The sequence below is a fragment of the Amycolatopsis sp. NPDC059235 genome, assembly GCF_042754125.1.
Taxonomy (GTDB): domain Bacteria; phylum Actinomycetota; class Actinomycetes; order Mycobacteriales; family Pseudonocardiaceae; genus Amycolatopsis; species Amycolatopsis albidoflava.
Genome location: NZ_JBHZAG010000008.1, coordinates 33,620 through 59,144, shown reverse-complemented (window position 1 = coordinate 59,144; position 25,525 = coordinate 33,620). Strand labels below are relative to the sequence as shown.

25 protein-coding genes are annotated in these 25,525 nt (G+C 73.4%); 21 read left to right on the top strand and 4 right to left on the bottom strand.

Annotated elements, in window-relative coordinates:
• Positions 1–51: 51 nt before the first annotated feature.
• Positions 52–1,260, bottom strand: a complete 1,209-nt coding sequence (locus ACFXI3_RS08025) for a cytochrome P450 (RefSeq protein WP_378398799.1) — start codon at positions 1,258–1,260, stop codon at positions 52–54.
• Positions 1,261–1,351: 91 nt separating this feature from the next.
• Between ACFXI3_RS08025 and ACFXI3_RS08020 the strand changes: the two genes are divergently transcribed.
• Genes ACFXI3_RS08020 through ACFXI3_RS08010 form a run of 3 tightly spaced genes read left to right on the top strand, consistent with a single transcriptional unit; the run spans position 1,352 to position 4,832 of the window.
• The gene (locus tag ACFXI3_RS08020; protein ID WP_378398797.1) at positions 1,352–2,530 is read left to right on the top strand and encodes a glycosyltransferase; all 1,179 of its coding nucleotides are present in this window, start codon (positions 1,352–1,354) and stop codon (positions 2,528–2,530) included.
• 41 nt (positions 2,531–2,571) lie between these two features.
• Positions 2,572–3,465 (top strand): NAD-dependent epimerase/dehydratase family protein, encoded by an 894-nt coding sequence (locus ACFXI3_RS08015; RefSeq protein ID WP_378398795.1) that lies wholly within the window; start codon positions 2,572–2,574, stop codon positions 3,463–3,465.
• A complete protein-coding gene (locus ACFXI3_RS08010) occupies positions 3,462–4,832 on the top strand; it encodes an aldehyde dehydrogenase family protein (protein ID WP_378398793.1) in 1,371 nt (456 codons plus the stop codon). Before ACFXI3_RS08015 ends, ACFXI3_RS08010 begins: the two co-directional genes overlap by 4 nt.
• Here ACFXI3_RS08010 and ACFXI3_RS08005 read toward each other — a convergent pair.
• Genes ACFXI3_RS08005 through ACFXI3_RS07995 form a run of 3 tightly spaced genes read right to left on the bottom strand, consistent with a single transcriptional unit; the run spans position 4,814 to position 8,449 of the window.
• Complete coding sequence (locus ACFXI3_RS08005) at positions 4,814–5,845, bottom strand: hypothetical protein (protein ID WP_378398792.1); 1,032 nt, start codon at positions 5,843–5,845, stop codon at positions 4,814–4,816. The two genes, ACFXI3_RS08010 and ACFXI3_RS08005, sit on opposite strands and share 19 nt — an antisense overlap.
• A gap of 47 nt (positions 5,846–5,892) precedes the next feature.
• Positions 5,893–6,828, bottom strand: a complete 936-nt coding sequence (locus ACFXI3_RS08000; RefSeq protein ID WP_378398790.1) for an FAD-dependent oxidoreductase — start codon at positions 6,826–6,828, stop codon at positions 5,893–5,895.
• Position 6,829: 1 nt separating this feature from the next.
• Positions 6,830–8,449 carry an AMP-binding protein gene (locus ACFXI3_RS07995; RefSeq protein WP_378398788.1) on the bottom strand — a complete coding sequence of 540 codons (1,620 nt, stop codon included), beginning with the start codon at positions 8,447–8,449 and terminating at the stop codon, positions 6,830–6,832.
• A gap of 193 nt (positions 8,450–8,642) precedes the next feature.
• On the opposite strand from ACFXI3_RS07995, the gene ACFXI3_RS07990 reads away from it, so the two are divergent.
• Genes ACFXI3_RS07990 through ACFXI3_RS07905 form a run of 18 tightly spaced genes read left to right on the top strand, consistent with a single transcriptional unit; the run spans position 8,643 to position 25,518 of the window.
• On the top strand, positions 8,643–10,337 hold the full coding sequence (locus ACFXI3_RS07990) for a carbamoyltransferase N-terminal domain-containing protein (protein ID WP_378398786.1): 1,695 nt from the start codon (positions 8,643–8,645) through the stop codon (positions 10,335–10,337).
• The gene (locus tag ACFXI3_RS07985; RefSeq protein ID WP_378398784.1) at positions 10,334–11,530 is read left to right on the top strand and encodes an acyl-CoA dehydrogenase family protein; all 1,197 of its coding nucleotides are present in this window, start codon (positions 10,334–10,336) and stop codon (positions 11,528–11,530) included. Before ACFXI3_RS07990 ends, ACFXI3_RS07985 begins: the two co-directional genes overlap by 4 nt.
• A gap of 45 nt (positions 11,531–11,575) precedes the next feature.
• Positions 11,576–11,872, top strand: a complete 297-nt coding sequence (locus ACFXI3_RS07980; RefSeq protein ID WP_344274892.1) for a phosphopantetheine-binding protein — start codon at positions 11,576–11,578, stop codon at positions 11,870–11,872.
• Between the two features lie 7 nt (positions 11,873–11,879).
• Complete coding sequence (locus ACFXI3_RS07975; protein ID WP_378398782.1) at positions 11,880–13,598, top strand: carbamoyltransferase N-terminal domain-containing protein; 1,719 nt, start codon at positions 11,880–11,882, stop codon at positions 13,596–13,598.
• On the top strand, positions 13,595–14,617 hold the full coding sequence (locus ACFXI3_RS07970; RefSeq protein ID WP_344274898.1) for a methyltransferase: 1,023 nt from the start codon (positions 13,595–13,597) through the stop codon (positions 14,615–14,617). The genes ACFXI3_RS07975 and ACFXI3_RS07970 overlap by 4 nt, the downstream gene beginning before the upstream one ends.
• Before the next feature lie 50 nt (positions 14,618–14,667).
• Positions 14,668–15,399: a 3-oxoacyl-ACP reductase FabG gene (fabG, locus tag ACFXI3_RS07965; RefSeq protein WP_378398779.1), complete on the top strand. Its 732-nt coding sequence runs from the start codon at positions 14,668–14,670 to the stop codon at positions 15,397–15,399.
• A complete protein-coding gene (locus ACFXI3_RS07960; RefSeq protein WP_344274902.1) occupies positions 15,396–15,791 on the top strand; it encodes a hypothetical protein in 396 nt (131 codons plus the stop codon). Before fabG ends, ACFXI3_RS07960 begins: the two co-directional genes overlap by 4 nt.
• Positions 15,788–16,276 carry a beta-hydroxyacyl-ACP dehydratase gene (locus ACFXI3_RS07955; RefSeq protein WP_344274904.1) on the top strand — a complete coding sequence of 163 codons (489 nt, stop codon included), beginning with the start codon at positions 15,788–15,790 and terminating at the stop codon, positions 16,274–16,276. The genes ACFXI3_RS07960 and ACFXI3_RS07955 overlap by 4 nt, the downstream gene beginning before the upstream one ends.
• Before the next feature lie 7 nt (positions 16,277–16,283).
• Positions 16,284–16,547 carry an acyl carrier protein gene (locus ACFXI3_RS07950; protein ID WP_067588342.1) on the top strand — a complete coding sequence of 88 codons (264 nt, stop codon included), beginning with the start codon at positions 16,284–16,286 and terminating at the stop codon, positions 16,545–16,547.
• Positions 16,548–16,599: 52 nt separating this feature from the next.
• On the top strand, positions 16,600–17,802 hold the full coding sequence (locus tag ACFXI3_RS07945) for a beta-ketoacyl-[acyl-carrier-protein] synthase family protein (protein ID WP_344274913.1): 1,203 nt from the start codon (positions 16,600–16,602) through the stop codon (positions 17,800–17,802).
• Positions 17,802–18,890: a beta-ketoacyl synthase N-terminal-like domain-containing protein gene (locus ACFXI3_RS07940; RefSeq protein WP_344274916.1), complete on the top strand. Its 1,089-nt coding sequence runs from the start codon at positions 17,802–17,804 to the stop codon at positions 18,888–18,890. Before ACFXI3_RS07945 ends, ACFXI3_RS07940 begins: the two co-directional genes overlap by 1 nt.
• Positions 18,871–19,977: a beta-ketoacyl synthase N-terminal-like domain-containing protein gene (locus ACFXI3_RS07935; protein WP_378398776.1), complete on the top strand. Its 1,107-nt coding sequence runs from the start codon at positions 18,871–18,873 to the stop codon at positions 19,975–19,977. The genes ACFXI3_RS07940 and ACFXI3_RS07935 overlap by 20 nt, the downstream gene beginning before the upstream one ends.
• Positions 19,977–20,786 carry a beta-ketoacyl synthase N-terminal-like domain-containing protein gene (locus ACFXI3_RS07930; RefSeq protein ID WP_378398774.1) on the top strand — a complete coding sequence of 270 codons (810 nt, stop codon included), beginning with the start codon at positions 19,977–19,979 and terminating at the stop codon, positions 20,784–20,786. Before ACFXI3_RS07935 ends, ACFXI3_RS07930 begins: the two co-directional genes overlap by 1 nt.
• Complete coding sequence (locus ACFXI3_RS07925) at positions 20,783–21,580, top strand: alpha/beta fold hydrolase (RefSeq protein ID WP_378398772.1); 798 nt, start codon at positions 20,783–20,785, stop codon at positions 21,578–21,580. The genes ACFXI3_RS07930 and ACFXI3_RS07925 overlap by 4 nt, the downstream gene beginning before the upstream one ends.
• Positions 21,577–22,446 (top strand): thioesterase family protein, encoded by an 870-nt coding sequence (locus tag ACFXI3_RS07920; RefSeq protein ID WP_378398770.1) that lies wholly within the window; start codon positions 21,577–21,579, stop codon positions 22,444–22,446. Before ACFXI3_RS07925 ends, ACFXI3_RS07920 begins: the two co-directional genes overlap by 4 nt.
• Positions 22,443–23,141 (top strand): DsbA family protein, encoded by a 699-nt coding sequence (locus ACFXI3_RS07915; RefSeq protein WP_344274935.1) that lies wholly within the window; start codon positions 22,443–22,445, stop codon positions 23,139–23,141. The genes ACFXI3_RS07920 and ACFXI3_RS07915 overlap by 4 nt, the downstream gene beginning before the upstream one ends.
• Positions 23,138–24,361, top strand: coding sequence for a cytochrome P450 (locus tag ACFXI3_RS07910; protein ID WP_378398768.1), 1,224 nt, complete (start codon positions 23,138–23,140; stop codon positions 24,359–24,361). The genes ACFXI3_RS07915 and ACFXI3_RS07910 overlap by 4 nt, the downstream gene beginning before the upstream one ends.
• On the top strand, positions 24,358–25,518 hold the full coding sequence (locus ACFXI3_RS07905) for a steroid 3-ketoacyl-CoA thiolase (RefSeq protein ID WP_378398766.1): 1,161 nt from the start codon (positions 24,358–24,360) through the stop codon (positions 25,516–25,518). The genes ACFXI3_RS07910 and ACFXI3_RS07905 overlap by 4 nt, the downstream gene beginning before the upstream one ends.
• The last annotated feature ends 7 nt before the right edge of the window (positions 25,519–25,525 follow it).

Sequence of the window (25,525 nt, the reverse complement as noted above, 5' to 3'; positions counted from 1 at the left end):
GCGTTGGTACCGGACGTGCTCTCGCCGCGGACTGCCGCGGCGCCCGCCTCCTCACGCGATCCGCAGCGGAAGCTTTTCCAGCCCTCGCAGGCTGAACGACGGCACCCGCCGTTCCTCGCGGTCCGCCTGCTCCAGTACCGGGAAGCGCGTAATCAGCTCGCGCAGGGCCGCCGCGGTCTCCACCCGGGCCAGCAACCCCCCGACGCACGCGTGCGCACCGCGGCCGAAGCCGAGGTGCGCTTTGCCCGAGCCGCGGTCGAAGCGGAGCTCGTCCGGGTCCGGGTAGCGTTCCGGGTCGCGATTCGCGGCGCCCAGCAGGAGCATCACCGTGGCGCCTTCGGGGATCACCGTCTCCCCGATCGGATAGTCGCAAGCGGTCACCCTGGTCGCGGTCTGCACCGGGCTGTCGAAGCGCAGCAGTTCGTCCACCGCGACGTCGACGAGCGACGGATCGGCCCGCAGCTGCGCCAGCCGCTCCGGGGCGCGCAGCAGGGCGAGCATTCCGTTCGCGATCAGGCTGACCGTGTTGTGGTGCCCGACCATCAGCAGGAACACCCCGTTCACCAGCAGCTCCGGCAGGCTCATCCGGCGGTCCGCGCGCATGGCGGCGACCCACCGGCTCAACAGGTCGTCGCCGCCGCGCCGGCGGTGGCGCACCAGGCGGCCGAAGTACTCGCCGCATTCGCGGGTCGCCTCGGCTCCCGCGCTCCGGGCCTGTCCGGTCAGCAGCCAGTCGGGATCCGAGACCGCGCCGAACGCGCGCGACCAGCGCTCCAGGAGCGGCCAGTCCTCCTCGGGGATGCCGAACAGCGTGCCGATCAACGAGATCGGCAGCGGATAGGCCAGATCCGCGACCAGGTCGACGACGCCGGGCGCGCGGGCGGCGAGCCGGTCGACCGCGGTCCGCGCCGCTTCGGCGATCGCCGGGCGCATCCGCTCGACCGCGGCGGGCAGGAACTCGGCCGAGACCGCGGTGCGGATGCGCGGGTGATCGGGCGGGTCCAAGGCGTTGAGGGGCAACGGAAACCGGTCGTCGATGCCGCGCGAGCGGAAGTACTCCGCGTATCCGTCGCCGCGGGCGAGATCGCAGCTGAGCCGCGGGTCCCGCAGCCCTGCCGCGACGTCCGCGTACCGCCCGGCCAGCCAGACCCCGGTTTTCGTGCGGACCGCGGCCGAGCGGCGGATCCTGGCCAGGCGCGGGTACGGATCGTCCGCGTAGCCGGCGGTGACCGCGTCGTCGAAGAAGTCGCTGGCGTTCATATTCGCGTCCCCAGGAAGTGGCGGTGCACGGACCGGTCGTAACACGATGTCCGGCGGAACCGTTCCATCATCCCGGAAAGGGCGGCCGATTGTGAAAATCGTGGTGACCTGCCAGCCCGCGGTCGGGCATTTCCACGCCGTCGCCCCGCTCGCGCGCGCAGCCGTGCGCGCCGGGCACGAGGTGGTGGTGGTCACCGGGCGGGGCATGGGAAAGTGGGTGCGCGACGCCGGTTTCGACGTGGTCGAGACCGGGCCGGAGTGGCTCGCCGGACGGCCGCGCGCCGGGTCGTTCGACAACGAGCGCCGACGGCTTCGGCTGATGTCGATGGGCACCGCCGCCCTGCTTCCCGGAATCGTCGACGCGCTGCGCACGCTCGGCGCGGACCTGCTCGTGCACGAGTCGCTGGAATGGGCGGGCCCGCTGGCCGCGGACGTCGCCGGGGTCCCGTTCGCGTCGCTCGGCCAGCTGCCGCGGATGCCGCGCGCCCTGCAGGCCGAAGCTCTTGCCCCGCCGTGGAATTCGGCGCGGGAACGGCTGGGCCTCCCGGCCGACCCGAAGCTGGAACGGCTGTGCCCCTACCTCTACCTCGACGCGTACTTGCCGAGCATGCAGCCGCTTTCGGAGGATCCCTTGCTGTGGTTCGGCTCGCGGGAGGAGGACGCGATCGCGCATCCGGTCCGGCCGCCGCTGTGGCAGGCCGCCGCCGAGACGCTGCCGGACTGGCTGTCCGAACCGGACGGACGGCCGCTGGTCTACGTGACCATGGGCACCGCGTTCAACACCGAGCCGGAACTGTTCGCCACCGTCGCGAACGCGTTGCGCGGCGGCGATTTCCGCGTCGTGCTGACGGTCGGCAAGGGCGTCGACCCCAGCGGGCTCGACGGCGATGGGGTACACGCGGTGGAGTATCTCCCGCAGTCGCAGGTGCTGCCGAAGGCGGACGCCGTCGTGCACCACTCCGGCTATCTGACCACCGTCGGCGCGCTCGCGCACGGACTGCCGATGGTGCTGCTCCCGGTCGCGGTCGACCAGCCCTACCACGCGCACCGGCTCTCCGCCGCGGGCGCGGGAATCCGGCTGGACGCCCGGAATCTGACCGCGGGCCTGGTGCGGGACGCGGTCGAAGAGACGCTGCGCGAACCGCTCTACCGGGCCAACGCGAACCGGCTGCGCGCCGAATTGTGGTCGATGCCCGCCGAGGACGAGGCGGTCGGCCTCCTCGAAAAGCTGGGCGCGCGCGGCGAACCGGTCCGCCGCGCCGCCGGATGAGGTCTTTCCCCGCGGATTTCCCCAGTGCAGAGGAGTTGGACATGGATGCGGTTGCCGGAACCGAGTGGGTCCCGGCCGGGCTGCCGGTGCGGCGGGTCCTGCTGACCGGGGCCACCGGACGGGTGGGCGCGCGGTTCCTGCCCCGGCTCAAGCAATCGGGCGCGGAAACGCGGCTCATGGTGTGGAGTCCCGGCCCGGGAGTGCGGAGCAGCGCGACGATGATCGTCGGCGACCTCGCCGAGGCCGGCGCTTGCCGCGCCGCGGTCGAGGGAATGGACGCGGTCGTGCACATCGCCGCGGCTTTTCAAGGGCTCGGGCCGGATCAGTCCGAGGAGGTGAACTTCCAGGCGACCCGGCAGCTGGCCGTCGCTGCCCGCGACGCCGGGGTGCGGCGGTTCGTCCAGCTCAGCAGTTCCCTGGTCTACGCCGACGGCCCCGGTGCCGCGGCCGAGGACGCCCCGGTGCGCGAAAGCGCGGCGGCGAGCTTCCCCGCGGCCAAGCTGGGCGCCGAGCGCGCACTGTCCGATGTGGACGGGCTGGAAAGTTCGGTGCTGCGCCTGGCGTTCACCTACGGCGAGGGCGATCCGCACCTCGCGGAAGCGATCAGCTGGGCGCGGCGTGGCGGTGCGGGGCGCATGCATCTGGTGCACCACGCCGACGTCCGGCAGGCGATCCTGTGCGTGCTGGCCGCCCCGGAACTGCCGCGCCGGGTCTACAACGTCGCCGACGACCGCCCGGTCGAGCCGGCCGAATTGCTTGCCGCCACAGAAGGATTCGCGGTGCGCGGGCAGGTTGAAGAAGGCGCGGTGACGGAAACGGAACCGGGCGCGCAGCCGTTCGGACGAGTGCTGGCCGCCGAGGCGATCCGACGGGAGCTCGGGTTCGCACCCGAGTTCCCGAGCATCGAAGCGGCCGCGGAAGAGGGGGCGTTGTGAGCGTGCTGGACGTGTACAACCCGGCCGACGGTTCGCTGGCCGGCCAAGCGCCGGTCTGCGACGAGGCGCGGCTGGGACAGGTGATCGAGCAGGCGCATCGGGCCTGGCCGGGCTTCCCGCCGGAGGAGCGGCGAGAAGCGCTGCTCGCGGCGGCGAAAGCGGTGTCGGCTCAGGCACGTGCGCTCGGCGAGCTGATCACCCGCGAACAGGGGAAGCCGCTGGCGATGGCGGTGGCCGAGGCGTTCGCGGCCGCGGCTTTTCTGCGGTACAACGCGGGTCTGGCGCTCGAACCGGAGGTGCTGCGCGAGGATCGCCGCGGCTACGCCGAACTGGTGCGCCGGCCGCTCGGAGTCGTCGCGGCGGTGACCCCGTGGAACTTCCCGGTCGCCGTCGCGGCCGCCAAGCTCGCTCCGGCGCTGCGGGCGGGCAACGCGGTGGTGCTCAAGCCGTCGCCGTACGCGCCGCTGGCGACGGTGCGGCTCGGCGAAATCCTGGCCGCGGCGCTGCCGCCCGGACTGTGCACAGTGGTCTGCGGCGACGGCGCGCTCGGCTCGGCGTTGGCGACGCATCCGCTGGTGCGCAAGGTGAGTTTCACCGGATCTACGGCGACCGGACGGGCGGTGGCCGGACAGGCCGCCGACGGGATCAAACCGGTGCTGCTGGAACTGGGCGGGAACGACGCCGGGATCGTGCTCGACGACGCGGACCCGGCCGCGCTGGCCGAGCAGGTGTTCTGGGACAGCTTCGCGAACAACGGACAGGCCTGTGTGCTGATCAAGCGGCTGTACGTCCCGCGGTCGCGGGCAGGGGAGTGGGTCGAAGCGCTGGCCGCGCAGGCGGATTCGGTGGTCGTCGGCGACGGGATGGTCCGCGGCACGCAGCTCGGCCCGGTGAGCACCCCGGCGCAGCACGAGCGGATCGCCGGGCTGGTCGCCGCGGCGCTGCGGGACGGCGCGAAGGCCGCGGCGGGAGGGAAACCCGGCGAAGGCCCCGGCCTGTTCTACCCGCCGACGATCCTCGCCGACGTCACGGACGACATGGCGGTGGCGGCGGAGGAACAATTCGGCCCGGCGCTGCCGGTGCTGGCCTACGACACCGAGGACGAGGCGCTGGCGCGCGCGAACGACAGCAATTTCGGCCTCGGCGGTTCGGTCTGGTCGGCCGACCCGGAGCGGGCGTGGCCGCTGGCCGGCCGGCTGGAATGCGGCACCGCGTGGGTCAACGCGCACGCGGACTTCGCGCCGGACCAGCCCTTCGGCGGGCTCAAGCACAGCGGCATCGGGGTGGAGAACGGGACAGCGGGCCTGCACGAGTACACCGCCGCGCAGGTCCGCTGCCGTCCGGCGGATCAGGTCAGTCCGCTGTAGAACATCGCGCCGATCACCGCGCGGTCGTCCTGCGGCAGCCGCGCGTGCGGCGTGGCCCGGCCGACCAGCGCGAGGCACTCCCGCGGCTGGTAGACGAAATCCTTGCCGCCGCGGGGGAACTGCCCCTCGGAGACCACCCAGCGGCCGAGCGAGCTCGCGGTGTCGGTGGCCTGGTCCAGATAGGAGCGCATCGGCCCCGCCTCGCCGTCCACGGTGAACAGCAGGGACACCTCGCAGGTCGGCATGTCGGTGTGCACGCCGAGGAAATCGCCCTTGCGGTAGCGCAGGTAGGTGCAGCGGGTCGGGTACATCGCGCGGCCCATCCGCCTGCTCACGTCCGCCACCAGCACCGGGTCCTCGTGGATCTGCACGAGCGTCGGGCCCGCGCCGAGGTACATGTTGCTGGACTTGCTGGTGAGCGCGTCGTGCAGGACGTCCCAGCCGGGATCCGGGCCGCCGGCGAAGGCCATCCCGGCTGCCGGGTCGAGGTGGTCCAGTTCGGCCGCGCACCGGCGCAGCGTCTCCGCGGAGACGAAATCGTCGATGTGCCACCAGAACGAGTCGTTGTCCAGTTTGGACAGATAAGCGTCGCGGCGGCGGGTGGACTCGGCGAGCAGCCGGGCGTAGTCCTCGTCGTCGCGTTCGCCCGGAGCGCGGACCACCCGGCCCTGCAACGCTTTCGTCACGAGCGGGCCCTGCGGGAACATCTCGTCGTAGCCGTCGGTGATCGGGGCGATCCCGGCGCTCTCGAAGTCCATCGCGGACACCGCGGGCCCGCCGCCGGACACGATCAGCTTTTCGAAGAGGCCGATCGAGGCGGGCGGGTCGTCGGCGGCCCCGAGATGGCGGCGGATGCGCCACCGCCGCCATTCGAGCTCGACCTCGTTGACCCGGAACCGCGGCCACCGGTACTTGCCGCCGGCGTCGTACAGGAGTTCGCGGACCGGGCCGGCGTCGATCTGCTGATTGAGTGCGGCCGATGTGGCCACAGCTTCGGGAGAAAAGGTCGGCATGTCCCCAGTTTCCCGCTGTGGCAACGAAAAGTCAGCAGCGTGCGACGTCAGGAACTGAGCAGCGCGACCACGTCGGCGGCGCAGCCCCACGAATACATCACGCCGCTGCCGCCGTGGCCGTAGTTGTGCACCACCACCGAGCCGCCGTCGCGGTCGGCTTCCAGCCGGACCTCGTCGCGGCCGGGCCGGAACCCGACGCTCGCCTCCAGCAGCTCCGCGCCGGCCAGCCGCGGCTCCACCCGCACGCAGCGCTCCAGGATCGCGGCCACCTCGGCGTCGGACGGCTCGGGGTCGGCTCCGCCGGTCTGGACGCCGCCGAGCACGACGTGGTCCCCGTGCGGCAGGTAGGTGGCCCACTCCGGGTTGATCGGAGCCTCGAGGAAGAAGCTCTCGAGCCCGGGGTCGGCGACGACCACCTTGATCCCGCGCACCGGCTCCACCCGCTCGTCGGCGGCCAGTTCGCGGGCGGCCAGTCCGGTGCAGTTGACCACCGCCGGGCACTCCTCGCTCGCCTCGGCGAGTGAAGCGGCCGGGCGCACCTCGAGGGTCCCGCCGCCCGCCTCGAACTCCGACCGCAGATGCTGCAGGTACTTCGGGGTGTCCACGATCGGCAGCGTGACCCAGAACCCGGTGCCGTAGCCCTCGGGCAGTTCGGCGGGCTCGCACAGCCGGAACCCCTCGGTCTGGTCGGCGCCGGGCGGGATCGCGCCAGCCGGGCGGGCGACCAGCCTGCCGTCGAGGACGCGCACGCCGGGCGGCGCCGCGCGGAGCCGGCGCAGGGTCTCCTGCTGCCAGCGGTGCCCGGGCGAGCCGGGCGGGTCGAGGTTGGGCCCGACCATCGCCGCGGCCTTCGTGGAGGTGGTCTCCTCCGGCGGCGCCGCGGTCCGGATCCGCACCCGGCTCCCGGCCTCCTGCAGGGCCAGCGCGGTGGTCAGGCCGATGATCCCCGAGCCGAGCACCAGCGCGTCGGGCGCTGCGGTCATGTCAACCTCCCTGGAGCCGGCCGGCTCCTTCCCGCGGGAGGTCGCCGTCGGCGAATCGTCGCCACAGTTCGCGGCGCCGAGGCTTCCCGCTGGTCGTGCGCGGGATCGTGCCCGTCGCCGCGGAGAGCATGATCAGCTCGGCGCCCGCGGCCAACCTTGCCAGGTCGGTGCGGGCCAGGTCGAGCAACGCGGGGTCGGCGTGTTCCGCGACGACCACCGCGACCTGCACCCCGTCGGCCACGCCGAGCAGCACCGCCTGCTGCCGGCGCGGCAGTCCGTGCGCTTCGAGCGCCGCTTCGAGGTCTTCGGCGAACACCGGCCGTCCGCGCACCTTCATGCTGTCGCCCATCCTGCCCAGCACATAGAGCTGTCCGCCGCTCAGGAAGCCCGCGTCCCCGGTGCGCACGGCGCCGCCGGCGAACCGGGTGGTCTGCGCGACCGCTCCGGCGTGGTAGCCGTCCGCGACCGAGGGCCCGGCCACGGCGATCTCGCCGACGCGGTCCTCCGGCAGCGGATCGCCGGAGTCGTCCACCACCGTCACCGAGACCCCGGACAGCGGGCGGCCGCAGCCCACGAGCGTGACCGCTTCGCCGCCGGCCTCGGCCGGGGCGATCGACCGGGTGGTCCACCGTTCGTCGAGCCGGGAGCCGGTGACCGCGAGCGTCGCCTCGGCGAGTCCGTAGGCGGGCAGCAGCGATTCCGGGGCGAACCCGTACGGCGCGAGCAGGTCGGCGAAGGCGCGCAGCGTCGGCTCGGCCACCCGCTCGGCGCCCACGATGACCGCGCGCCACTCCGAGAAATCGCAGCCGGACAGTTCGGCGGGCCGGACCCGGCGCAGGATGTGTTCGAGGCCGAAGGTGGGCATCGCGGTCAGCCGCGCGCCGGATTCGCCGAAGCAGCGCAGGTATCGCGAAGGCCGCCGGAGGAACTGCTGGGGCGAGCACAGCCACAGGTCGGTCTGGTTGGTCACCGGCGTGAGCAGGCAGCCGATCAGGCCCATGTCGTGGTGCATCGGCAGCCAGGACGCGGTCGGGTCGTCCGGTCCCATCGCCAGCCACTCCCGGATCGCGCGCACGTTCGCGGTCAGCGCGGGGAACGGGACGCGCACGCCGCGCGGGCGGCCGCTCGACCCGGAGGTGAACTGCAGCATCGCGAGGTCGGCGGCGGGGACCGGCGGTACCGGCCCGCCGCCGGGCGCGCCGTCGAGCAGCACCGGTTCCGGGCCGACCGCCTGGCGCACGGTCTCGGCCAATCCCGGTGCGGTGCAGACGAATCGCGGCCGCGCCGTCTCGGTCAGCGAGGCCAGCAGCGTCCGCCACTGCGCGAGATCCTGGCCGAACAGCGGCGGGCTGGCGGGGGCGGGCACCGTGCCGGCCAGCATCGCACCGAAGTACCCGGTGACGAAACCGGGTCCGGTCGGTTCGACCACCAGCACCACGTCGCCCCGGGCCGCGCCGCGCTCCAGCAGTTCGGCGGCGCGCGCGTGCACGGCGGCGGCCAGCCGCGGGTAGTCCCAGCGGCTCCACTCTTCCTCGTCCCCGGCGAACCGGATCCCGGTGTCCGGCCTGGGTTCCCACAGCCACCGCAGGAGCGCGAGCCGGTCGGTTCTCGGTGCGTCCATGCGGCCATCGTCGCGTACGGGCGTCCCGCGCGTCTCGCGTGCAACCGGGCCGTCCGACGTTGCGGGTGCCGCGACCGGTCCGGCACCGTTCCCTGCGCGCGTCCCGCGCTCGCCGCGGGCGTCCGGCGGGTGTCCGACTGGGGGATTTCCCCACTTGCACGGACCGCCGGCAGTCCTCCAGGGAGGTAGTCAAGTGTCGCGATCCGACGTCGTCTGCGGGCTCAAGCTCACCCATGACGGTGCGGTGGCGGTGATCGACGGCAGCAGGCTGGTGGCGTCGGTCGAGGCGGAGAAGATCGGCAACCGGCCGCGGCATTCGGCGCTCGACGACGCCGCGGAGATCGTGCGGGAACTCGCCCGCGACGGATTCGGCCCGGACGCGATCGACCGGGTCGCGGTCGACGGCTGGGCGGCCGAACAGGACGGCCCGCCCGCGGTCGGGTTCACCGCGCTCGACGGGCAGCGGATCGCCCTCCCGGTCGCCGGCTACGCGGACGAACCCGGTCCGGCCGCGCCGCCCGCGGCGTTCTCCGGGACGCACGCGGTGCTGGGCGAGCGGGGGCCTCGCGGCTACGCCGGCTACACGCACGCCACTGACCATCTGCTGTCCAGCTACTGCACCAGCCCGTTCGCCAAGGAAGGCCGCGCGGCGCTCGGCATTGTCTGGGACGGCGGGATGCCGCCGTTTCTGTACCTGGTGGACCCGCGTGAGTCAGCCATCACCCCGATCGGCACGCTCACCGGCGTTTCCGGTGCGCTGTACCCGGTTTTCGCCTCGCACTTCGCACCGTTCCGGGTGGACCGGCGGACCGCGGACCCGGACCGCCGGTTCGGGATGGAGGCGCTGTTCCCGGTCTCGGGCAAAGCGATGGCGTACGCGTCGCTCGGCAAGCCGATCGAAGCGGCGGTCGACCGGTTCGAAGAGGTCACCGCCTCGACCGCGCCCGCGACCACCCCGATGCGGTGCTACCAGTGGAGCGCGGAGGCACTGCGCCGGGTGCGCCCGCTCGGGCTGTCCGACGCGGAACTGCTCGCCTCGTTCCAGGAAGCGCTTTACCGCGGGCTGGAACGGGGCCTGCGCGCGGTTTTCGCCGCACGGCCGGAGCTGGCCGGACTGCCGCTGTGCGTGTCCGGCGGCTGCGGGCTGAACATCAAATGGAACGCGCGGCTGCGCGGCAGCGGCCTGTTCCCGGACGTGTGGGTGCCGCCGTTTCCGAACGATGCCGGGTCCGCGATCGGGGCCGCCTGCGCCGAAATGGCGCGCACCACCGGGAAATTCGCGCTGGAGTGGACGGAATTCGCCGGACCGCCGGTGCGCTGGGACGGCGCGGTTCCCGACGGCTGGTCGGCGCAGCCGTGCGACGTCGCGGGCCTGGCCGCGCTGCTGGCGCGCACCGGGGAGCCGGTCGTGGTGATCACCGGCCGTGCCGAACTGGGGCCGCGGGCGCTGGGCAGGCGCAGCATCATCGCGCCGGCGACCGACCCGGCGATGCGGGACCGGCTCAACGAGATCAAGGGCCGGGAGTCCTACCGCCCGGTGGCCCCGATCTGCCTCGAACACCGCGCGCCGGAAGTGTTCGATCCCGGCACGAGGGACCCGTACATGGTTTTCGACCACGCGATCCGGCCCGGCTGGCAGGACCGGGTCCCGGCGATCGTGCACGTCGACGGCAGCGCCCGGCTGCAGACCGTCGGACCGGACAACCAGCCCGCGCACGAACTGCTGTCCTGCTACGAGCGGCTGACCGGGATCCCGGTGCTGTGCAACACCAGCGCGAACTTCGCCGGCCGCGGCTTCTTCCCCGACCCGGGCTCGGCGATGAGCTGGGGCGGCACCTCCTACGTGTGGTCGGAAGGCACGCTCTACCGCCGGGACGAGCGGCAGTGAACGGCGAACTGGCCCCGCTGAGCGCGGCGGGGGAGAAGCTGGCCGGACTCGCGCAGCGGCACGCCGCGGAGTTCGAGCCCGCGGCCGCCCGGCACGACGCGGAGAACTCCTTCGTCACCGAGAACGTCGAAGCCATGCGGGCGAGCCGGTTCCTGGCCGGAACCGTGCCCGAGAGTTTCGGCGGTCTAGGCGTGACGTCGCTGCACGACCTCGCGGTGGCGGTGTCGCGGCTGGCGCGCGGCTGCCCGGCCACCGCGCTGTCGGCGAACATGCATCTCGGAGCGGCGCTGCTCCTCGCGCGCAGCGCGGACACGGCCGGCCTCGACCCGGCGCACCAGCGCGGCCTGCGCGGTCTGCTGATGCTGCTCGGCCGGTGCCGGGTGGTGCTTTCGCACGCGGGCACCGAGCCGGGCGCGAGCCTGTTCGCGCCGGCGACCGAGGCGGTTCCCGGCCCGGAGGGCTACCGGGTGACCGGGCGGAAGTCCTTCGCCACCAACGCGGAAGTCGCCGACGTGTTCACGGTTTTCCTGCGCGTGCCCGGCTCCGACGGCGAACCGCGCGCGGGCACCGCGATGATCCGCCGGGACACGCCGGGACTGCGCGTCGAACGGACCTGGGACGCACTGGGCATGCGCGGCACCGGAAGCCACGACGTCGTGTTCGACGGCTGCCTGGTCCCGGCGGACGCGGTGCGGGTGCGCGGCAGGCTCGGAGTCGCCTCGGCCGAGGAGTGGATCGGCGTCCTCGCGGTGAATTACCCGATGCTGGGCGCGTATCTCGGGATCGCCGAATCCGCCGCCGAACGGGCCCGGCAGGCGGTGCGCGCCAGGGCGCGGCCGGGGTCGGCCGAGCAGCTGGCGGAACTGCGGCTGCTGCTGACCGGGGCCAGGTCGGCGTTGTCGCGCACCGGGCAGTTGCTGGACGAGAACCTGGCCGGGCCGCTCGGGGACGGCGAGGCCGAGCAGCTGATGGCGGAATTCCAGTGCGCCAAACTGATCCTCAACCGCGCCGCGGTGGACGCGGCGGACCTCGCCATGGCGGTGGTCGGCGGCCGCTCCTACCGGTCCGGCGACCCGCTTTCCCGGCTCTACCGCGACGCCCGCGCGGGCGGGTTCATGCAGCCGTTCTCGCCGGGCGAGGCGCGCGCGTTCATCGGCGCGGCCGCGCTGGCCGATCCGCGCGAAAAGTGTTGATGCACAGAGGTTTTCGCTGACGCCGGAGGTTCGTAGGATCACCGTGTGACGACGCGAACCGAAGCGGAGGTCCGCAGCCAGATCCGGGAGATCGTCCTCGAACTGGCTCCGGGCTCGCCGGAAGAGACATCCACCGACCCGCTGCTGGTCGAAGAGCTCGAGTACCACTCGCTGGCGCTGCTCGAGCTCGCCTTCGCCCTCGAGGACGAATTCGACCTGCCGCCCATCGACGAGACCAGCGTGCAGGCGATCAAGACGGCGCGGGACATCGAGGACTACGTGCTGAGCCAGCTCGGCAAAGCCGGGTCCGGGGTTCCCGCCGAGCCCGCGCCGGCGGAGTGAGCCCGCGATGGCCGGGCAGGAGATCGTCTGCGGCCTGAAGGCCACCCACGACGGAGCCCTCGCCGTGTTCGAGGGCGACCGCCTGGTGTTCTCGGTCGAGGCCGAGAAGCTGGAGAACCGGGCCCGGCATTCGCGGCTGGCGGACATGTCCGACGTGATCGCGCTGCTGGCCGCGCACGGGCTCGAAGCGCGCGATCTCGACCGGGTCGCGGTGGACGGGTGGGTGCAGTCGGGCGACGGCCGCAACGCCGTGGAGGTGCTGAACGACGGCCCGCATCTGCTCGACGTCGCCGGGTACAGCGTGCTCGGCTCCCCGGAACAGCCCCTGGACGCGCTGGTGCGCACCGCGGGCAGCGGGCTGCCGATCGGGGAGAAAACCTTCGAGTACTCCAGCTACACCCACGCCACCGGGCACGCGATGGCGAGCTACTGCACCAGTCCGTTCGCGAAAACCGGCGAGCCCGCGCTGGTGCTGGTCTGGGACGGCGGGATGCCCGCCACCGTTTTCCGCTTCGATCCGGATTCCGCGTCGCTGCGCTCCTACGGCGCGGTGCTGCCGGTCGCCGGCTCGCTGTACCCGATCTTCGCGTCGTTGTTCGACCCCTTCAAGGTTTCCGGGAAACAACGCCGGGACAAGGGCGACTTCGGCGATTTCGCGCAGCTGGAGGCGCTCCTGCCGGTTTCCGGCAAGGCGATGGCCTACGCGGCGCTGGCGGAGCCGGACGAGCGCGCGGTCGAGCTGATGATCGAGCACACCCGGAAGGCCGGGCAGATCGGGGTCGCCGGCGCGTTCGTCTGGAGCCACCGGGTACGCGCGGCGCTGGCCCCGCTCGGCTTGTCGGACGCGGCGGTGCTGGCTTCCTTCCAGGAACACCTTTTCCGCCTGCTGCTGCGCGGATTGCGCGACGGCCCCGTCGCGCGCCTGGTCGCCGACGGCCTGCCGCTGTGCCTGTCCGGCGGCTGCGCGCTGAACATCAAGTGGAACGCGCAGCTGCGGGAGAGCGGCGTCTTCTCCGCGGTGTGGGTGCCGCCGTTCCCCAACGACGCGGGTTCGGCCATCGGTACCGCGTGCGCGGAAATCGTGCGCACCACCGGGAATCCGGCGGTGCGGTGGTCGGTGTTCTCCGGTCCGGACGCCGGGCCGGTGTCCGGACCGGAACCGGGGTGGCTGGAGCGCGAGTGCCCGATCGAGGACGTCGCCCGGCTGCTGCACCAGGTCGGCGAGCCGGTGGTGCTCGTCAGCGGACGCGCCGAGCTCGGCCCCCGTGCGCTCGGCCACCGCAGCATCGTGGCCCCGGCCGCGCCCGCGGCGGTGCGCGATCGGCTCAACGAAATCAAGCTGCGGGAGTCCTACCGGCCGGTCGCGCCGATCTGCCTCGAAGAGCACGCGCCGGAGATCTTCGACCCCGGGGTTCCCGATCCGTACATGCTGTTCGAGCACCAGGTCCGGGCGCAGTGGCAAGAGCGGGTGGCCGCCGTCGTGCACTCGGACAACAGCGCGCGGCTGCAGACGGTCTCGCCGGAACACCCGTTGCTGCACCGGTTGCTCACCGCCTATCACGCGCTGAGCGGGGTTCCGGTGCTGTGCAACACCAGCGCCAACCATCCCGGCAGCGGCTTCTTCCCGGACGCGGCCTCGGCGATGCGCTGGGGCGGGACCCGTTACGTGTGGTGCCGCGAGCGGCTCTACCACCGGCCGGACGCGCCGGTGCCGGACGCGCCGTGACCGGCCCGCCGCGCCGGGCGCAGATCTCGCAGCGGCTGGAGATGCTGCCCCCGATCGCGTTGCGGGTGGCCGCGACGCTCGGGCTCGCCGACCTGATGGAATCCGGACTGTCCGATGTGGAGGAACTGGCCGCCGCGGCGGGCTGCGACGCGGACGCGCTCGGCCGCCTGTTGCGCTACCTGGCGCAGCTGAACGTGTGCCGGGCCGAGGACGGCGGCTACCGGGTGACGCCCGCGGGACGGCTGCTGCGCAAGGACCATCCGGCCGGGCTGGCCGGCTGGCTCGACCTCGACACGGCGGGCGGGCGGATGGACCTCGCGCTGACCGGGCTGCTGCACGCGGTGCGCACCGGGGAACCGGGCTACGACGCGGTGTTCGGCCGCTCGTTCTGGGCGGATCTCGGCGCGGACGAGACCTTGTCGGACTCGTTCGACCGGCTGATGGCGGGCAAGGCGGCCGCGGTGGCGGGCGACCTCGCCGCGCACGCGGATTTCTCCGGCGGCGGCGAGGTGGTCGACGTCGGCGGGGGCAGCGGGCAGACGCTGGCGGCGATCCTGCGGGCCCATCCGGACCTGCGGGGCTGCCTGTTCGACCAGCCCGGCCCGGTGCGCGCCGCGCGGCGGACCGTCGACGCCGCCGGGGTCGCGTCGCGGTGCCGGCTGGTGGAGGGCAGCTTCCTCGACGGCGTACCGGCGGGCGGCGCGGTGTACCTGCTGGTGGACATCCTGCACGACTGGGACGACCGGACCGCGGAACGGATTCTGCGCGCGTGCGCGGCCGCCGCGCGTCCGGGCGCGCGGATTCTCGTCGTCGAACGCATTCCGGACGAGGACATGGGCGGCGACGGCGCGGCCGCGGACCTGAAGATGCTGGTGCTGTTCGCCGGGCGGCAGCGCAACGCCGCGCGGATGCGGGAACTCGTTGCGGCAGCGGGGATTTCGCCCGGAACCGTGCAACTGCTTCCGTCCGGATTCTCGGTTTTCGAGGGTAGAGTCGAAGCATCGGCGATCGCCGGCTGAAGCCGCAGAAAACACTTGTCGCGAACAATTCCGGGGAATGTGAGTGCGCAATGGGTCGAATGCTGGTCACCGGGGCTTCCCGGGGCATCGGGCGCGCGATCGCGGTGCACCTGGCCGGGCAGGGGCACGACGTCGCGGGGTGCTTCCGCACCGGGAGCGAGGAAGCCGCCGCCGTCGAGGCCGAGGTGACCCGGTGCGGCCGGCGGGCGTTCTTCGAACCGTGCGACGTCGCCGACGCGGACGCGGCGGACGCGTTCTTCGCCGCCGCGGAGGAAAAACTCGGGCCGATCGACGCGCTCGTCACGAACGCGGGGATCACCCGGGACGCGATGAGCCCGCTGATGTCCCCGGCGGACTTCGCCGAGGTCGTCGCCGTCAACCTCACCGGGGCGTGGAATTTCTGCCGGGCGATGGCGTTCCGGATCGTCAAGCGGCGCGGCGGCGCGATCGTGGCGATCTCGTCCGCGGCGGGCGTCTACGGCCACGCGGGCCAGTCGAACTACGCGGCGGCGAAGGCCGGGATCATCGGCATGACCAAATCGATCGCCAAGGAGATCGCGCCCTACGGCGGCCGGGCGAACGTGGTGGCCCCCGGGTTCATCGAAACCGACATGACCGCCGCGCTCGGGGCGAAAGCGCGCGAGCGGGCGAAACAGGCGATTCCGTTGCGGCGCTTCGGTTCTCCCGGCGACGTGGCCTCGCTGGTGTCCTTCCTGCTCTCGGAAGAGGCGGGCTACATCACCGGCGGGGTGTTCCCGGTCGACGGGGGGATGGTGCTGTGAGCGAGCGGAGCGCGCCGGCGAGCGCGTGGCCGCAGCTGCGCGAGGTCGCGGTCGTGCCGGGCGACCCGGTCCGGGTGACCGCGTCCGCGGTCGTCGTGCCCGCCGGGAACCCTTATCTGGAAGCGCATTTCCCCGGCGGCACGATTCTGCCCGGGGTGTTCGTGCTGGAAGCGGTGGGGCACGCGGTGCGCGCGGCGGCCGGCGCCGGGACGGAACTGCTGGAACTGACCTCGGCCCGGTTCACGCGCCCGGTGCGCGAACACGACCGGATCGAGCTGGAAGTGCTGGTGTCGCGGGAAGAATCGGGACGGCTGAAGGCGTCCGCGAGCTGCCGGCTCGCCGAGGGACCGCGCACCGCCACCGTCGAAGCGGTTTTCGGCAGGCGATCGTGACCGGCGGCGTGTGCCTCGACTTCGGCGACATCAGCGCGCTGCTGCCGCACGGGCGGGCAATGGTGCTGGTGGACCGGATCTGGATCGCCGCGGACGGCCGGTCGGCGGTCGCGACGAAAGCGGTCAGCGGCACCGAATACTGCTTCCGCGAAGCGGACGCCGGATGCGGCTACCCGGAATCGCTGGTGGTCGAGTCGTTCGGCCAGACGGCCGCGGTGCTGTGGCTGCACGGCCGGGCGGGCGACGGGAGGCTCCCGATGTTCGCCGCCGCCCGCGACTGCGTTTTCACCGGGCGGGTGCCGCCCGGGACCACCCTCACCCACGAACTGGAACTGGAACACGCGTCGGACGGTTCGGCGATGGTGTCGGGCCGGACGAGAGCGGGCGCGGAGCCGGTCGCGACCTTCGGGTCGCTGATCGCCGTCGCCCGCGCGGCGCCCGGAACGGACGCCGAGGACGGCCCGCCAGGGCGGGAAGAAAGGTGAGACAGGGATGAGCACGGCGAACGAACGGCTGGAGGAACTGCGCGACGTGGTCGCGGAGGTCCTGGAGGTGGAGACCGAGGAGCTCACCGACGAGGGCGACTTCCAGGCCGACTACGAGGCGGACTCGCTGCGCGCGATCGAGATGCTCGCGCGGATCGAGAAGAAGTACCGGATCGAGATCCCGCAGAAGGAACTCGCGGAGATGCGGAACCTGAAGACGGTCTACGAGGTGACGGCCCGCCACGCCGGATGGCAGCCGGTGACCGCGTGAGGCAGTGACGGGCACTGCGCGCGAACGCGCGCCGACGGCGGGCAGGAGGCCCATGAACCGGGTATTCATCACCGGACTCGGCCCGATCTCGAGCATCGGGGTCGGTTCGGCCGCGTTCGAGAGCGGCCTGCGCAGCGGGCACAGCGGCATTTCGCCGATCACGTCCTTCGACACCGCGGGTTTCCCGAAGGTGCTGGCGGGCGAGGTGAAGGCGTTCCGGCCGGAGACGGTGCTGCGCCGGCTCGACGTCAAGGCGTGGGGCCGCAGCAGCGTGTTCGCCGCCGCCGGCGCGCGGCTGGCGGTGCGCGACGCGGGCCTCTCGACGGACCAGGCGCAGCCGCACCGGGTGGCGGTCGTCGTCGGCACCACCAGCGGCGAGGCCAAGATCACCGAGGAGTTCGGCCGGGCGCTGGCCGAGGGCGGGTTCCCGGCGGTGCCGCCGGAGGTGTTCGAGCAGCTGCCCGCCGACCGGCTCGCCGCGGCGGCGAGCGAGGAGCTGGCGGTGACCGGCGAATCGATCACCCTGGCGACGGCGTGCTCGGCGAGCAACTACGCGCTCGGCTACGCCTACGACCTGATCCGCCAAGGCGAAGCCGATGTCGTGGTGAGCGGCGGCGCGGACTCGGTGTGCCGATGGGCGCACGCGGGCTTCCTGCGGCTCGGCGCGGTCGCCGACGAGGCGTGCGCGCCGTTCGACCGGGACCGGTCGGGCATGGTCACCGCGGAGGGCGGCGCGATGCTGGTGCTGGAGAGCGAGGATTTCGTGCGGGCCCGCGGCGCCTCGCCGTACGCGGAGGTGCTCGGCTACGCGACCAACTGCGACGCGACGCACATGGTGGCTCCGGACGCCGCGTCGATCGCGAGGTGCATGCGGCTGGCGCACGCCAACTCCGGGGTCCGGCCCGACGACGTCGACTACGTGTGCGCGCACGGCACCGGAACTCCGGCGAACGACGCGACCGAAGCGGCGGCGCTGTACGAAACGTTCGGCGGCGCGGTGCCGCCGGTCAGCTCGATCAAATCGATGCTCGGGCACGCCATGGGCGCCGCGAGCGGCTTCGGCGCGATCGCTTCGGCGCTGGCGCTGTCGAGGGGATTCCTGCCGCCGACGGCGAACTGGCGCAGCCGGGACCCGGAGATGGCCTGGCTCGATCCGGTGCCCAACAAGGCGCGCGCGGCGGACGTGCAAGTGGCGCAGAACAACGGTTTCGCCTTCGGCGGGAACAACGCGATCGTGATGCTGGGGGCGGTCTGATGGGCGTGCTGGCGATCACCGGGTTCGGCGTGGTGAGCCCGGCCGGGGCCACCGCGGCGGAATTGGCGGGCGCGGTCGCGGCGGGCCGGTCCACCGCCCGCGCGGTGGAATGGCCGGAGGTCACGCTGCCCACCGGGACCGCGCACCATCTTCCGGAATTCAGCGCGCGGGCCGAGCTGGGCCGGCGCGGGACCGGGTTCTTCGACCGCCGCACCGGGCTGGCCGTGGTCGCCTGCGGCCGCGCGATCGAGGACGCCGGCCTGGACATCGGCGAGGACGGGCACCGGACCGGGCTGGTGCTGGGCACCACGGTCGGCAGCGCGCAGGCGGCGGTCGACTACGCGGCGGAGACGTTCACCGAGGATCCGCCTTATCTGGTCAATCCGGCGCTGTTTCCCAACACCGTGCTGAACGGCGCGGCCGGGCAGGCGGCGATCCGCTTCGGGCTGCGCGGGGTCAACGCGACGGTCGCGGGCGGACCGGTCGCGCTGCTGTCCTCGCTTCGCTACAGCGCCAACGTTTTCCGCACCGGGCAGGCGGACGTCCTGCTGGCCGGCGCGGTCGAAGAATTCACTCCCCACTCGGCGTGGCTGTGGGCCGGGCTGGGCGGAGCCGGTGCGCCCGGCGAAGGCGCCGCGGTGTTCGTGCTGCGGCCGGCCGAGTCGCTCGGGCACCGGCCGGACGCGGAGATCCTGGCGACCGCGGCCGGGTTCTGCCCGAGCGGGGAGGACCGGGTGTACGCGCTGGCCGACTGCGCGCGGCGCGCACTGGAGCAGGCCCGCGTCGGAGCGGAGTCCGTCCGGACAGTCGCTTCGGCCTCCGGCGCGGACGAGGTGGCCGGCTGGCGGGCGCGGACCGAACTGGAGGGCCTGCTCGGGGTCGAGGGCGCGGAGCATCTAGCGGCGGGCGAGCTGGCCGGGAACTCCCCGTCCGCGACCCCCGCGGTCGAGCTGGCGCTGATCCTCGCCCGGCACCGGGCCGAGCCCGCGCGCGACGGCCAGATCGCGTTGCTGGTGGCGAGCAGCCCGGCAGGCGCGGTCGCGGCCGCCGTGGTGAGGGGGTGGAGCCGTGGCGACGATCGCGGCTAGCGCGGTGCGCAGCTGCCTCGGCGACGGCCCGGCCACCTTCGCCGCGCTGCTGGCCGGGCGCGGCGGAGCCGCCCCGCTGCGGTACGTGGATCCGGATCTGGTCAACGTCGGCGCCGCGTACGAAATCGACGAGGAGACTTCGCACCGGAGAGCGGGCACCTGGCTGGCCGCCTGTGTCGTGGAGGCCTTGCGCCAAGCCGATCCGCGGGTGCCGCGGGGTTCGGTCCCGGTGCTGGCGGGCACCGGGCTCCGGGAGCTGGGCGCGGCCGAGAAGTGGTCGGCGGGCGCGGCCGGGATGACTGTCGAAGACCTGCATTTCACCGGTGTGCTGCGCGAAACCGACGATCGGCTCGGGCCGGTGGTGACGGTGTGCAACGCCTGTTCGGCGACGGGGCACCTGCTCGCGCTGGCGCAGGACCTGGTCGACAGCGGCGCCGCGCCCGCGGTGGTGGTGGCCGGGGCGGACTCGCTCACCGTGTCGATGCTGGCGATGATCGGGCGGGTCGCGCCGGATCGCACCGAGCGGATTCGCCCGTTCGACGCGGACCGCACCGGCGTGCTGCTCGGCGAGGGCGCGGCGGCCGCGGTCGTGGTGCCCGACGGCGCCGCGGCGGCTCCGCTGGGGCGGTTGCTGGCCACCGGGATGTCCTGCGACGCCGCGCACGAGACCGCGCCGGACGCCGACGGCATCGCCAGGGCGATGCGCGAGGCGCTGGACCGCTCCGGCCGCACGGGCGAGGAGGTGGACCTCGTGCTCGCGCACGGGACCGGCACCGAGCTGAACGACCGGGTGGAGGCCCGGGTGCTGCGCGAGCACCTCGGCGAAAACGGTCCGCTGGTGACCGCGATCAAGGGCGCGACCGGGCATACCTCGGGCGCGTCCGCGCTGATGAGCCTGGACGTGGCGCTGCGCTGCCTGGCCACCGGCTGGGTGCCGCCGGTCGCCGGGCTCGACCGCCCGGCCGCGGATTGCGGCGGGGTGCGGCTGGTCCGGTCGGCTCCGGTGCGGGCCCGGCCGCGGCTGGCGCAGGTCGACGCGTTCGGGTTCGGCGGGGTCAATGCCGTCACCCTGGTCGGGGCGGCCTGATGCGGGCGGTCGCGATCCGCGCGTGGAGCGCGCACCTGCCCGAGCAGTCCGGGCCGCTGCCCGGCGGATGGTCGCCGGGCCCGGCGTGCCCGCCGGAGCGGGCGGCGGACCTGTTGGGGCGCAAGGGATTGCTGTACAAGCAGCCGGCCGAGCGGCTCGGCCTGTGCGCGGTGCACCGGGCGCTGGGACTGGCCCCGGTGACCGGGCGCTGGACGCCGCCGGAGCCGGATCCGCGCACCGCGGTGGTCGCGAGTTCCAACCTCGGCAGTCTCGAGACGGTCTGCGCGGTGGCGCGCACCGCCGGAGCCGGGTCGCTGTCCGACGTCAGCCCGCTGGACGCGCCGAACGTGTCGAGCAACGTGCTGGCCTCGACGGTCGCGATCCGGTTCGGATTCGGCGGCCCGAACCTCATGGTGTGCTCGGGCCATCCCGCCGGACTGGACGCGATGCGCCTCGCGCAGCTGCTGCTGGCGGCGGGCCGCGCGGACCGGGTCGTGGTGGTGGGCGCGGAGCCCGCGGACGAGACCGCGGCGGCGCTGGCCGGCGCGGACCTGCGCGCGGGCGCGGCGTGCGTGGTGCTCGAACCCGCCGCCGCGGACAGCGCGCTGGTGCTGCACCCGGTGCACGACCACGCCGATCCGGAGTCGTGCGAGCCGGCCCGGCCGGTCCGGTTCGGGCAGTTCTACGGGGCCGCGGGCGTGCTGGCGGTGGCCGCCGCCGCGGCGGCGAACCGGACCGCGCGGGTGGTCGCGGGCAGCGACGCCGACGGCTGGCGTTGCGCGGTGGTCGAAACCAAGGGGGACCGGTGAAACCCGACGCACCCAGGGTGCATCCGCTGAACGAGGGCGCCGGCCCGGTGCTGGTTTTCGCGCACGGGCTGGAGGACCACTGGCGCACCTGGAGCGCGGTGGCCGAGCGGCTGCCGGGGTGGCGGGTGCTCTCCATCGATCTCCCGTGGCGCGCGGGCAACGACTACCGGTGGCGCTTCGAAGGCTCGCCCTCGGACTGGATCGCCGCCGCGCTGGACACCGTCGACGACCCGGCCCCGGTGCTGGCCGGGCATTCCTTCGGCGCCAACGCGCTGCTGGAACTGCTCTCGCGCGAGCCGGAACGGCCGTGCCCGGCCGCGGTGCTGGCCATGCCGTTCTACCGGCGGGCGGAGGCGACCGTGACCTGGCGGACGCTGGAACGGTCCCGCGAGACCTTCGAACGGCAGATCCGCGGCGGCCTGCTGACCCGGCTCGGCTCCCGCGCCGCCGGGCTGTGCGGCGAGGTGCTGGAGAAGATGCACGCCAAGACCGCCGAGCGGATCGGCCCGGTCGGGTTCCTCGCGGTGTTCGAGCAGTACGTGGCCAGCGGGCACCTGCCGCTGGCCCAGACGACGGCGCCGGCACTGGTGCTCGGCGGCGAGCGGGACATCGGGTTTTCCCTGCGGGACCTCGAAGCACTCTCCGGCGCGCTGCCGAGGGGACGGCTGCACTGCGCGCCGCACTTCGACCATTTCTGCCATCTGCACAGCGCCGCGGAGGTGGCCGCGATCGTGGACGGATTCGCCCGCGACCGGGTCGCCGCGCCGGAACGGGAGAGAGGAAGCCGGACATGACGTCGCTGGCCGACGAGCGGACCGGGTTCGCGCTGCGGCCCCGGTACGCGAGCGCGAACATCCGCACCTGGATCGGGTTCAAGCAGTTCATGGCGATGGCCGAGGAAGCGGTGCTGTGCTGGTTCCGCGAACGCGGACTCGGCCCGCAGGCGCTTTACCACGACCACGGGCTCGGTCTGTCCATTGTGGATTCTTCGGTGCAGCTGCCCGCGGTGCTGGAGATCGACGACGAGGTGCGCGCGCGAGTCGAGGCAGTCGGGCCGGGCCGGTTCCGGATCGTCTTCGAGACGGCCGGGAACCGGGTGCTGCGCGGGAAAACGACCGTCGCGCTGGTGCGCGAACAGGAGCAGGCCCGCGCCTGCCCGGACGAGCTCGCGCCGCTCGTCGGCCCGGCGGCGGCGGAAAGCGACCGGCCGGCCGAACCGGACCCCGCGGCGTTCTCCTGGGACTGGACCGCCCGCTATTTCCAATGCCAGTTCTCCGACCGCGTTCAGCACGGCGCCTACGTGGCCGCGCTGGAGGAAACGGTCGACCGGTTCCTCGCCGAGCGCGGTCTCGGGGTGCCGCGGCTGCTCGCGGAGCGCGGCTGGATCCCGGTCGTGTCCCGGGCCAGGGTCCGGCTGCTCGGCGACGCGCACATGGGCGAGACGGTGCGCACGACGTTCGCGGTGACGGATTTCGTCAAGGACCGCGCGTTCGACGGCGTCATGGACTGCTGGACGCTCGGCGCGGGCGGGGCCCCGCGGCTGGTGGCGACCGCGAGCATCCTGCACGGCTACGCGATCAGCCGGGGGCCGGAGGCGGGCACGCTGGCGACTCTCGACCCGGACACGCTCGCCGCGCTGGCCCCGGGAGCGCCGCGGTGACCCGCCGCCGGACGCCGCGGGTGCACTTCTCGTTCCGCAGCCCGTTCAGCTGGATGGCGCTGACCGAGCTGTACCGCAGGATTCCGGACGCGGACGAGGTGCTGGAGTTCGTCCCGTACTGGGATCCGGACGAGCAGACCGCGGCGGCGCTGGCGGACCGGGGCGCGGAGATCCCCTACACCCCGATGAGCAAGGCGAAGCACCTCTACATCCTGCAGGACACCCGCAGGCAGGCCGCGCGGCTCGGGCTGTCAATGACCTGGCCGGTGGACGACGACCCGTGGTGGGAGCTGCCGCATCTCGCGTGGCTGCGCGCCCGGCGGCTCGGCGTGGCCCGCCGGTTCTACGAGGCGGTCGTCGAGGCGCGCTGGGAGCACGGGCGAGACGTGTGCGAACGCCCGGTGCTGCGCGAGGTGGCCGAGGCCGCCGGGCTCGATCCGGAACCGCTGCTGTCCGCGCCGGAGTCGGCGGACATCCGCCGCGAGAGCGTCGACTGCCTGGAGCGGGCGTTCGAGGACGACATCTTCGGCATCCCGTACTTCCGGGTGGGCAGGCACCGGTTCTGGGGCCTCGACCGGCTCGACGGATTCCTCGCCGAGCTGGCCGTGGCCGGCCCGCAGCCGCCCGCGTCGCCGGAACCGGCGGCGGCCCGGGTCGGCGCCTACGACACCGACACCGCGGGAGGCTGCGGATGAGCACTCCCGGCCAGCTCTCCGGTGCCCCGGCGGTCTTCGACCCCTTCGACCCGGCGCTGATCGAGGACCCGTACCCGGTGTTCGCCCGGCTGCGCGAGGAGGCGCCGGTGCTGCACCTGCCCGACTACGGCGTGTGGGCGGTGACGCGGTACGCGGACGTGCTGCGGATCGTGCGCGATCCGGTCTCCTTCTCGTCCAAGGTCGGGATGAGCCCGGAGTTCGCCGCGCGCGGCGGCGCCTCGACGGGGGTGGGCTACCGGATCGGCGCGCCGAAGGTGCGCGTGCTGATCGCCACCGATCCGCCCGAGCACCAGGTGTTCCGGCACGCGGTCGCGGCCGCGTTCACCCCGGCGTCGGTGCGGTCGCTGGCGGACAAGGTGCGGGAGTTCGCGCGGCAGCGGGCGGACGCGCTCGTGCGGGCGGGCACCGGGGATTTCTTCGGCCTGGTCGCCGAACCGCTGCCGGTGCTCGTGCTCGCCGAGCTGCTCGGTGTGCCGGAGGAAATGCACGACGAGTTCCGGCACTGGTCGCGGGTGATCACCGGCGACCTCGACCAGGTCGGCCGCACCGAGGAGCACCTCGGCCGGGGCATGGGCATGTTCCGCTACTTCAGCCAGCAGCTTCGCCGCCGCCGCGGCGACGGGCGCACACTGTTCGACTCGATCGCCCGCGCCGGCCGCAGCGGCATCAGCTCGCAGGAGGTGCTGGCGTTCTGCGCGTTCCTGTTGGTCGCCGGGATCGAGACGACGACCAACCTGCTCACCAACGCGATGGCGGTGCTGCTGAGCGAGCCGGAGGTTCAGCACCTGCTGCGCGAGCGTCCGGAGCTCATCGACACCGCGGTGGACGAAGCGATCCGCTACGACACCTCGGTGCAGGCGCTGTGGCGCGGCACGACTGTCGAAACCGAGCTGTCCGGCGTCCGGATCCCGGCCGGGCAGCGCATTCTCGTCGTGTTCGGCGCGGCCAACCGCGACGGCGCGAAATTCCCTGAACCGGACCGGTTCCTGCCCGGCCGGGGCGCGACCGACCACGTCGGCTTCGGTGCCGGACCGCATTTCTGTCTCGGCGCGCACCTCGCGCGGCTGGAGATCGCGGAGGCGCTGCGGGCGGTGCTCGGGGCGACCCGGTGGATCGAGCAGGCGGGACCGGGGAAGCGCACGCGCAGCGTGGTGCTGCGGGGATTTCTGGAACAGCCGGTGCGAGCGGAGCCGAGATGACCGAAGAACGAAGCGGCGCGGTGCTGGTCGACGCCGTGCGGACGCCGATCGGCCGCCGCGGCGGCGCGCTGAGCGGGCTGCGGCCCGCGGAACTGCTGCGCCAGGCCCTGCTGGCCCTGCTCGACCGCAACGGCCTGCCGCCGGGCGCGATCGAGCAGATCATCGGCGGATGCGTCACCCAGGTCGGCGAGCAGGGGCTCAACGTGACCCGCAACGCGTGGCTGTCCACCGGGCTCGACTACGGCGTCGCGTGCTCCACAGTGGACGTCAGCTGCGGTTCGTCGCAGCAGGCAAGCCATCTGGTGTCCGCGCTGATCTCCAGCGGGGCGATCGAGATCGGGATCGCCTGCGGGGTCGAGTCGATGAGCCGGGTGCCCGCCGGGGCGAACATCCCCGGCGGCCGCACCGACTACCAGACCGCCGACTACCCGTGGGACGACCCGCCCGGGCTCCAGTTCGGCGGAGCCGAGCGGATCGCTCAGCGACAGGGGCTCTCGCGCGAGGATCTCGACTCCTACGGCGCGCTTTCCCAGCAGCGGGCGGCGAAAGCCTGGGCGGACGGGCGGTTCGACCGCGAGATCGTGCCGGTGGCTCTTCCCGGGCCGGACGGCTCCGCGACGGTCGAGCGGGACGAAGGGCTGCGCGAGACGACGCGGGAAAGCCTGGCCGCGCTGCGTCCGACGGTGCGCGGGGGCAGGCACACCGCGGGCACCACGTCGCAGGTCTCCGACGGGGCGGCCGCGGTGCTGTGGATGTCGCCGGCCGCCGCGGACCGGTACGGACTCGCGCCGCGGGCGGAGATCGCCGACCAGGTCGTGGTCGGGGCCGATCCGTATTTCCTGCTGGACGGCCCGGTGACGGCGACCGAGCGGATCCTGCGCCGCACCGGGCTGAAACTGTCCGATGTGGACGTCGTCGAGGTGAACGAGGCCTTCGCGGCGGTGGTGCTGTCGTGGCTGGAGCGCACCGGGGCCGATCCGGACCGGGTGAACGTCAACGGCGGCGCGATCGCGCTGGGGCATCCGATGGGCGCCACCGGATCCCGGCTGCTCGCCTGCGCGCTGGGCGAACTCGAGCGCCGCGACGGCGAGCACGCGCTGGTGACCATGTGCTGCGGCGGGTCGATGGGCACCGCGACCCTGCTGCGGAGGCGGTGACCCGGCG